This window comes from Pseudofrankia asymbiotica (genome assembly GCF_001983105.1).
Taxonomy (GTDB): domain Bacteria; phylum Actinomycetota; class Actinomycetes; order Frankiales; family Frankiaceae; genus Pseudofrankia; species Pseudofrankia asymbiotica.
Window position 1 is genome coordinate 1 of sequence record NZ_MOMC01000142.1, and the last position, 9,455, is coordinate 9,455.

6 protein-coding genes are annotated in these 9,455 nt (G+C 66.8%); 4 read left to right on the forward strand and 2 right to left on the reverse strand.

Going from position 1 to position 9,455, the window contains the following annotated elements:
• On the reverse strand, positions 1 to 2,747 hold a 2,747-nt coding region (locus BL253_RS38445), incomplete at its 3' end, for a tetratricopeptide repeat protein (RefSeq protein ID WP_158230520.1).
• Between the two features lie 40 nt (positions 2,748 to 2,787).
• Positions 2,788 to 3,141, reverse strand: a complete 354-nt coding sequence (locus tag BL253_RS38450; RefSeq protein WP_131831702.1) for a trypco2 family protein — start codon at positions 3,139 to 3,141, stop codon at positions 2,788 to 2,790.
• Between the two features lie 46 nt (positions 3,142 to 3,187).
• Between BL253_RS38450 and BL253_RS45055 the strand changes: the two genes are divergently transcribed.
• The 4 genes from BL253_RS45055 to fxsT all read left to right on the forward strand — a co-directional run bounded on the left by BL253_RS45055 (position 3,188) and on the right by fxsT (position 9,257).
• A complete protein-coding gene (locus tag BL253_RS45055; RefSeq protein ID WP_274535315.1) occupies positions 3,188 to 3,316 on the forward strand; it encodes a hypothetical protein in 129 nt (42 codons plus the stop codon).
• Positions 3,317 to 4,845: 1,529 nt separating this feature from the next.
• On the forward strand, positions 4,846 to 5,049 hold the full coding sequence (locus BL253_RS38455) for a hypothetical protein (RefSeq protein WP_076823012.1): 204 nt from the start codon (positions 4,846 to 4,848) through the stop codon (positions 5,047 to 5,049).
• Between the two features lie 1,119 nt (positions 5,050 to 6,168).
• The gene (locus BL253_RS42090) at positions 6,169 to 6,552 is read left to right on the forward strand and encodes a hypothetical protein (protein WP_131831703.1); all 384 of its coding nucleotides are present in this window, start codon (positions 6,169 to 6,171) and stop codon (positions 6,550 to 6,552) included.
• A gap of 38 nt (positions 6,553 to 6,590) precedes the next feature.
• Positions 6,591 to 9,257 (forward strand): FxSxx-COOH system tetratricopeptide repeat protein, encoded by a 2,667-nt coding sequence (gene fxsT, locus BL253_RS38460; protein WP_076823013.1) that lies wholly within the window; start codon positions 6,591 to 6,593, stop codon positions 9,255 to 9,257.
• Positions 9,258 to 9,455: the final 198 nt, after the last annotated feature.

Here is a 9,455-nt window from a genome sequence, read left to right on the forward strand (position 1 = left end):
CGACCCAACTCACCCAGCCGGACCGACAGGTTGCTCAGCGACCTGGCTAGATCGGGTAGGAAAGCGTCCGGCTGCACGTCGGCCAACTGACGGTAGGCACTGACAGCCTCCTCGCTCGCGGCCAAGCCATCCTCTCGTTGACCCAACTCACCCAGTTGGACCGACAGGTTATTCAGTGCCATGGCCAGGTCGTCCCGAAAGTCATCCGAGCGCACATCAACCAATCCACGGTAGACGCCAACAGCCTCCTCGCTCGCAGCCAGAGAATCCTCCCATCGGCCCAACTCACCCAGTTGGACCGACAGGGTGCTCAGCACCGTGGCCAGGCGATGTAGGAAGGCATCCGGTTGCATCTCGGCCAACCGACGGTAGATACCGATAGCCTCCTCGATCGAGCCTAAACCATCCTCCCATCGACCCAACTCGCCCAGCCCGGTCGACAAGTTGTTCAGCGACATGGCTAGATCGGGTAGGAAAGTATCCGGCTGCACCGCGGCCAATCGACGGTAGACGCTGACCGCCTCCTCGATCACGGCCAAGCCATCCTCCCATCGACCCATCTCACGTAGGCGCACGGACAGGTTGTTCAGCGAGCTCGCGAGTCCGCTCAGTGCATCGTCAGACGAGTCGGCTTCCCGGAGGCGGGAGACATATGCCTGTTGAAGATCGACGGCGAGGTCGAGTAGACGGGTGCTATAACGAGGCAGTTCGTCGATCACGGCGCCGAGCTGGTCGGCGTCGAGCTGATCCGCCACTGTGGCGAGTGCCCGGAGCAGTTCGGTTGGGGTGGGGGTTTCGACCGCGACCCGCACCGCAGGCACGGCCCGGCTGACCGGATCGTCAACGACCAGCCGATAGACGAGGTCGGCCAGGTCGCGGCGCGCCGCGGAGGCGCGCGTCAACACCGTGAAGGCCTGGTGAATCTGCCCAGCACTGGCACCGTCCAACAACTGCTCGATTCTGCTAGCACCCTCACGCTGTTCGACGGTTCGGGCGACGAAGTGCTCCGCGATCCGGTCCGGGACCACACCACCCCACCGGCTGGCAGGCCGGTCGGGGGGCGGCGGGTAGAGGTCGGCCAGCCAGCGCACCGCCTGGTCACGCGCGTCATGGGCTAGCCCGTCCGTCCCGGCGAAACCCGGCAACCGGGCCAGCGTGGCCAGCGCATCCTGGTGCGACGCGGCGCCGCACAAGGTCGCGGCCAAAACCCCGTCCGCGAGCGTCGACGACGCACGGTCGATGCCACGGCCGTGGGCCGCCCGGATCCAGTAGCCCTCCTCGTGTCGCAGCAGCCGATCCGCAACCCGATCCCACGACTCGGCCCCCGCCGACGAGTCCGGCGGCCGGTCGACATCGAGCAGGGCGACCAGCGCCGCCACGTGCACAGCAAGGACCTGCCCAAAAGCATCCGGGTCCAGACGAGGCCCGACAACCGCAGCTGCGCGCGCCTCCCAGTCCACCGTGCTGTCGACCTCGTGCAGCCGGGCCGCCAACGCTTCGACCGCCTCGGCGAACGCCTCCCGGCGACCGGCGACCGTGACATCCACCGGCGCCAAGGCCACGACCTCGGCGCCGTCGGCCAGGTCGTAACGGCGAGACAGATCCGTCCACCAGTCCCCGGCGGTGCGCGCGACCAGCAGGAGCCGCACCGGACGCCGGCTGGCACGATCGCCCAGCACTCCCAGCAGGCGGTCGAGAAAGTCGCCGTGCGTCTCGGCATAGTCCACGACCATCAACACCGACCGGTCCGTGGCCRCCAACTCCATGACGGGTGAGTGTTCGCTCGGGATAGCAAGGCCAGTCACCCACCCCGCGTCCCGCATCCGCGCGCACAGCTCACGAGCGAATCGCGTCTTGCCCTGCCCACCCGGACCGGTCAACAACCGCACCCCGGTATCCGTCGGGCCGTGGCACCAGCCGGCGAACGCGGCCAACAACTCCTCGCGGCCCCGCATACCCACCACGGCGGCGTCTGCCCGCAGTAGGTGCGCCGGCGTTCTCAACCGGCCTGCCCTGGGCAGGTTGCTCAGCAGGCCAGCCAACTCCACCGACTGCCAGCCAACCTCGCCACCAGCTACCGCCACCAGCCGGCGAAACTCCCCGTCGGCCAGCAAGATCTCCGCAGGCACCGCTGAAAGCCTGCCGCCGGCGAAGCGCCGCAGATCGGCGACCACCACCCCGACTAGCAACCACCCCACACCACTGTGATCCTTCGAGGCGAACAACCCGGCCCCCGACATGCCTGACCACAGCGAGGACTCACCATCCTCGGGACCCGCGAATGGTGGCGGATCGGCCACGTTCACGTCATAACGGCCGCTAATCACGCCACCCAGTGGACTGACATACCCGACCAGATGATTCGTCTCCCGGACCGCGTCACCCTCCCGCAACACTCGAGGGAAACCCACTGCCTCACAGGCAACCCCACCCGTCCGACCCGTGAACACCCCCCACCGCAGCCCATCAACCGGCGGCGCCTCCCACCCATCAGACACGATCTCGACCAGAGCGGCATCCACCTCACCGCGCACCGCCGGCCACACGACCCGCCCCTCCGCCGCGACCCGCCCCACCGTGCCAACCCCGACCCGAAGCCGCACCCGTCCCACCGGAGCATTGCCATCCGGGAACACCACATGCGCGGCCGTCAGCACCAGTCGTGGCGTGATCAGCAGCCCGGAACCCACCCGCTCCCGCCCATCGGCCCGAACCGCGCGCACCTCGACAACCTGCGCCGGCGGCACACCGACACCACCCCCCGTGGCCATCTAGACCCGCCCGGGGCTACTCGTCGTCGCCGATCAACGCCCGATCACCCGTCACCGGATCAACCGGCGCCAGGCGCACCGTCAACCTGTGCGACGCCGCCGACGACCGCTCACCACCCGCACCGATCGACACCACACCGATCCGCACCCCCGCATCCGCTTTACCGCCCGTCCGCACCTCGACACCGAGCTCCAGCTCGATCGGCTCCGCCGCGAACCGAATCGGCGACCCCACACCCGCCACCTGAGCCGCGATCAACTCCGCCCGAATCGCACCGATCGCCTCCGCCAACCCCACCCACGGCTCCGACACCAGATCCCCCGAGATCAATCCACGAATCATGCACGTCGTCACACGATCATCGCACACCGCCACCACCTACCCGACACGCCGATAAGAGCACGAGGCGTCGCCCATGCTCAAGGACGCTCACGACGCCGAGATGGACGGCGCCGCTGCCGAAGCGTTGCCCGTCGAGATGACCTCAATCGACCTAACGAGCGGCGTGTGCAACCAAGGGGTGGTATCGGTCGTCCTGGCGTAAGCTCAGGCGTCTCACCAGCATCTTTAGGTAGTCGGGCCGGGCCTTGGTCCGTACCCGCGTTGCACACGCCGCACGGCTCGGGGCGCGGCACGCCGACCATCGCGCGGCCAAACCCTCGTTGACCTCGCAACCGAGGGTGATGCCGCGCGTGGCTGGCCGAAGATGCTCTGCTCAAGTCTGTGGCGATGACGGCATCCGATGGGCCAGCCTCCGAACAGGTCCCTGTCCGTCAGTGCCACACTGGTTCTTGATGGCATGCGGGATGATCGTCGGCTCGTGGAATGGTCGGCGGCCAGGCTCGCTCGACATGGATTGTCGGCAACGATGGCCTTGCCGCGTGCAGTGGGGCAAGGCCATGTGGTAGCCGCGGATCGGGGGAGTAGTGGCATGTCCGCAATGTGGGTCGAGTGCCCGCCAGCCAATCGCGCCAGGGTACTGGCGCTGCACTGGAGAAATCGAGTACCTAGTCGGTGGACCGGGACTCACCGGCCATCACCACGGCCCTCCTGTGATCAAACAGAATCGTATCTGTGGTACCCGCTACTCGGAGGGAGATGCGATCGCGACTCCGAAGTGCAAGTGCGGAACCTATTCGATCGGCGAATGCTCGGCCTGTGGGTTGCCGGTCTGTGGAGATCATTCGGCCCTGGTTGGTGGTCACCGCCTCTGCGAGTCCTGCGCTGGTGCCGAACTGGCGCGGGTCAAAGCTGCCGAAGAAGATGCCCGCAATGCAGCACGCAAGAAGGAACGTGAATCTGGCCCTGGGCTCTTGGAGAAGGCTCGTCGCACACTTTTGGACGCRCACGCGCCCACTGTGCAAATCCACACTACCGAATGGGTCCAGGTAGAGCGGTTTGAGGGAATCTGGATGCCGAAAAATTGGCGGTACCATTCGATCAATAAAGCGCACGTAAAGGGCCACGGGTGGCTCCTCGGCGACTTCTGGTGGGAATTTATGCCGCCGGGCGACTTTTACGCACCCTTTGTCGAGGAGTGCCCTACGGTGCTGCTCGACAGGCCGAACTCCGATCTAACTCTCGATTCTCAGGAGCTCATGCGTCGCGTTAGGAAGGACATTGATCGTGACGGCTACCTTGAATTGAACGGCAAAYTGACACAGCGCCAGGGGAAAGGCAAGTCATGGACGCGGGAAGATCCTCGCTGGGAGGAGGTCGTGGTAGTGAGGGCGAGTGAGTTGTCGAGGCGACCCTGACCACCGTCAGATCGGTGCGCAGGACCTGCGAGGGCCTGCGTGTGTATCTGTGGGGTGGTACCGATCGTGCCGGCGTAGGTTAGGCGTCTCACCAGCGTCTTTAGGTAGTCGGGCCGATTCTTGGTCCGCACCCGTGTTGCACACGCCGACGGTTCGGGCRCCGTACGCCGGCCACCACGGGGCAAGATGCTCGTTGACGACACTGTCCCCGAAACGTCCCCGAAGACGGTCCAAGACGATCACGCAGACCAGTTGGTAGCAGCCCCGGCGGATCGGCGAGGACGGCGCCCGCTCGAAAGCAAGGTTGGTGTCTGCGGTGCTTGTCAACGGGTGGTCGGAGCCGAACCCCCTGGATGTTGTCGGCCAGGACCTGCTCGTACAGGTCGCTGGTCTCTCCCATCCGCCCCGCTGCCCGGTATGCCTTGGCGAGGTTGCTACGGGAGGCCACGGGCTGGGGTGGTCGGAGCCGAGCGCGCAGCCGGTCGGCCAGGACCTGCTCGGCCAGGTCGACAGCCAGTGATTCCACCCGAGCGTGTCACCGATGTCGATCGACCCGTCGATCCGTCGGCGCGACTCAGCCCGAAGGTTCTCCGCTGTCACCATTCGCACGGCGTCGGTCAGCTGTGTCGGGCCGAAGGACTCGATGCGGTCGAGAACGTCAGGTACCAGCGCCCTGTCGACTCCGTGTTCCCGCACCGCAGCACCACGCCGCGCCCTCGCTCCGGTCTCTCGGCGTGACGCCCGTCGCCCCGCCGGCGGGGCGACGGGCGGCAGGTCACTGATCGCCTCGTCAACACCACTATCGAGCAACCACGGTTGGTCTCCACGAGATCGTGCGCCCCGCGAGGGATGAGTCCGCGAGTCGCTCGACCGCCGAGGCGAGGTCTGGCTCAGCCATGACCCGTCAGCGCTGATCCACGGCTACGGCTATCGGTCGCGTTCACGGATCTTGCCACAGCCGTCTGATCCCAAGCCCGCCAGGGCATCCACGCGTCCAGCCCTCCAAAAACAGCCGACGAACGCCGAATTTCTGTCACGAAGTCGACACGTGTCGGTGTAACCCTGGCCTGACTCGTGTTAGATCATCATGTCCGGTAGCGATGGAGTCGCTACTGAGACATAATCGGGGGACGGATAAGTGGTTGACGACCGTGAAAATACAGAGGGCAGTGCCCACGGGGCCACGGAGCCAGGGCGACTCCGCAAGGCGCCCCCCTCGGGAGGGCCGCTCGTCCCAGCCGACAGGGCGCACCAACCCGCCGGCATGGACCGATCCGCGGAATGGCCGTCCGCTCCGCGACCTGCGGGCCCGCCGGATCGACCATTGCGGGGCGAGATCGTCGATCATCGGTATCCGCCGCCTGGCCCCACTCGCCGTGGACGTTCTCCTTGGCTGGTCGTCCTCGTTCTGGTCGTCGTCATTCTGGTGACCGTGTTGATCACGAAGAGCTGCTCGGCGGAGGACCCCAGGACGGCGGTCGGGGCGGTTCCCCCCGTGGCGACCGCATCGCAGGCGCCTCCCGTCGCGCCCTCTTCGACCGCCTCTCCCACCGCCTCTGGAAAACGTCCGGGAGAGATTTCCGACCCCTCCGGTGGCGCTCAGCCCACCATCACGTCCCCCGCAGGAGGCGCAGACTCCGTGGGGACCACGGAGTACTCGCGTGGAACCTTCACGCTGGAGACTAACTCGAACTATTCCAGCGTAAATCTAGACAAAGTTCCGATAGCCGTCATAAATGACGGGGGTGCCTTCGAAATATGGGCTCCGGACCGGGATTCCGCCCGCGGAACCTACATTACGGCGTACAACGGCCATGTAAGCCCGTGGGTCGGCCCCGACGCGCCGACATCCAACCAGTGCCTCACGCAGGCAATGAGTAACCCCGCGTCCAAGATAGTGATCGTGCCGGGGATGCTGATCTGTGTCATCACGTCGGAAGGTAGAACCGGGTACATCACCGTCCAGACCGTCGCGGTGGGCTCTGCGGTGTTCCAGGCTGTGATCTGGGAGAAGCCGAGYTGATGGATGGCGGGCGGGGGACGCCAGCGTGGGATTTCTTCGTGAGCTATACGCGGCCGGACCGACTGTGGGGGGAGTGGATCGCGTGGCAGCTGGAGCGTGCCGGATACCGGGTGCTGATCCAGGCCTGGGACTTCGTGCCGGGATCGAACTGGGTTCATCGAGCTCAGGAAGGTCTTGTCCGATCGAGGCACATGGTGGCTGTTCTCTCTCCGGACTACCTGCTCTCGGYCTACGGGAGCGCCGAGTGGGAGGCCGCCTGGCGAGTAGATCCGACCRGTGTCGACCGCAAGCTGATTCCTGTACGCGTTCGCCGCTGCGACCCGCCGGGCCTGCTGGGTTCGGTCACCTGGATCGAGCTGACAGATGCCRGCCGCGCCGAGGACGAACAGGCGGCGAGGACGCGGCTGCTGGATGGTGTACGCGCCGCCCGGGATGGTGACAACCGCCCAGGTGAAGCACCGCTGTTCCCTGCCGGCGCCGCAGGCGAACGGCCGGACTTTCCCGCCGGTCTGCCCGCGGTGTGGGACGTGCCGCCTCGGCATCGGCATTTCATCGGCCGCGAGCCGCAGTTCGACGCACTCTACGCAGCGCTGCGGACCCGGCCCGCGCCCGGTCGGCCGGCCGTCGCCGTCCTGTGCGGCATGGGCGGAGTCGGCAAGACCCTGCTCGCCGCGGAGTTTGCGCGCCGCCATGCCGCCGACTACGACCTGGTGTGGTGGGCTGCCGCTGAGGATTCGCGCCTTGTCGCGGACCGCCTCGCTGCTCTCGCGGTCGAGCTCGGGGTCACCGACGGGTCTTCCACGCCGACACCGGCCATGGCCCTCGCGGAACTGCGCGCTCGAACACGTTGGCTGCTGGTGTTCGACAACGTCGACGATCTCCGGGCTCTGTCCGGTCTGATTCCGGATCGAGGCGAGGGAAGTATCCTGATCACCGCGCGTGATCCCGGTGTCGGCGCACTGGGATCGCGGATCGACCTCGACGTGTTCAGTCGGGAAGAGTCCACCGCGTTGCTCCACCGGCGGGTCGATGATCTGCCCGTGGTGCTCGCCGTCGACCTCGCCGCGGAGCTCGGGGACCTGCCTCTCGCCGTTGAGCAGGCCGCCGGTTACCTGGACCAGACAGGCCTGCCTCCGGCGGACTACCTGCGTCTGCTGCGTCAGCGCGGCGAGGACCTCCTCGACCGTGGCAAGGCGGCCGGCTACGCCACCACCGTGGGCAACGTCTGGGCACTGTCGCTCGCGCGGCTGCGCCTGGAGGCGCCAGCCGCCGTCCAGCTGCTGCGGTGCATGAGTCTGCTGGCCCCGGAACCAGTCCCGCTCGAACTCCTCACCCGTGGCGCGGGGCAGCTGCCCCGTCCGCTGCGGTCGGTGCTGCGCGATGAGCTTTCGGCCGCCGACTGCGTGGGAGCCCTGGTCCGCTACGCGCTCGTTCGACGCCTGCCCGACGGGCTGCAGATCCACCGCCTCGTGCAGCGATCAGTTCGCCGCGCGACCACAAGCCGTAGCCGGCGCGACTACGCCGATCGGCTCGCCAGGATGCTCGTCGAGGTCCTTCCCAGTGAGATTCACGAGGCGCCTGCCTCGTGGACGACATGGTCCCAGGCCCTCCCCCATGTGCTGAACCTGGTCGACAATCCTGACCCGGCGACGCCGGCCGTGACGGACCCGAACACCGTGACTTGGCTTCTCGACCACGCAGGTACCTACCTGCACACCACCGGTCAGCCAGAGACCGCCGTCCCCCTGCTCCGGCGCGCTGTCGACCTCAGTTCGCCGACGACGTCCGCCGATCGGGGCGAACATCTCACCAACCTCGGCCGTGCGCTCCTGGATGCCGGGCATCTCCCGGAAGGCACCCTGACCCTCCAGAAAGCCGTAGAGGTCACCGTCGACATCTTCGGCTACCACAGCCCGGAAACCGCGATCACCCTGAACAACCTTGYGACAGCCGTCGGCAAGAACGGCCAGCCCGAGAAAGCGGCTCTCCTCTTCAGCGAGGCACTCGACATCGACGAGGCGCTGCTCGGGCCGGACCATCCCAACGTCGCGATCCGTCTGAACAACCTCGCGATGGAGCTGGACACACTCGGACGAGCCGACCAGGCGCTACCTCATTACCAGCGAGCGCTCACCATCCTGCGTGGACACTTCGGGGACGAGCATCAGTTCGTCGCGACAGTCCTGAACAACACCGGCGAAGCCTTCCGGGAACTCGGCGACCACCGACAGGCCCTCCACCACTACCAACAGGCCCTCGCCACCGACGAAGCGCTACACGGCCCGCAGCACCCCGACGTCGGCCGCGACCTCGGCAACCTGGGTCTCGCCTGTCTGGCCCTCGGCGACCTCGACGCGGCCCGAGAACATCTCGACCGCGCACTTGCCATCGACACACAGGCTTACGGCCCCGACCACCCCGACGTCGCCATCGATCTCGGCAACCTTGGCCGAGTCATGCTCGCGCTCGACCGCCCGGCCTTGGCTCTCGACATCACGACACGCGCGCTCGCCATCCTCCAAGCCGCCTTCCCGGATCCACACCCCAGGACCGCCGCATGCCTGCACTACCTCGCCGAGACCGAGCACGCTCTCGGCCATACAGACCGGGCGACGGCCCTCCACGAGTCCGCCCTCGCCATGGCGAGGGCCACMCTACCTCCCGACCATGCACTCATCAGCCGCATCAAGGGATCCAACCCATAGACAACCCGGCGTGACCACCAGCGACTCATTTCCGCCGGCGGGGTGCGAGCCGGTGCGGCGGCACTCATGGGGGCCTGTAAGAAGAACAACGGTGTAACTCCCCTGTGACACTCTGTGCATAGGCGCAGGTAGAGGAGGCACCAGATGGCCAGCACGACGACCGAGACGGCGACCGAGACGATCCCGGACAAACCCGCC

Coding starts and splice junctions, on each gene's coding strand:
- BL253_RS45055 (WP_274535315.1), top strand. CDS start 3,188: ATGCTCAAGGACGCTCACGACGCCGAGATGGACGGCGCCGCTGCCGAA.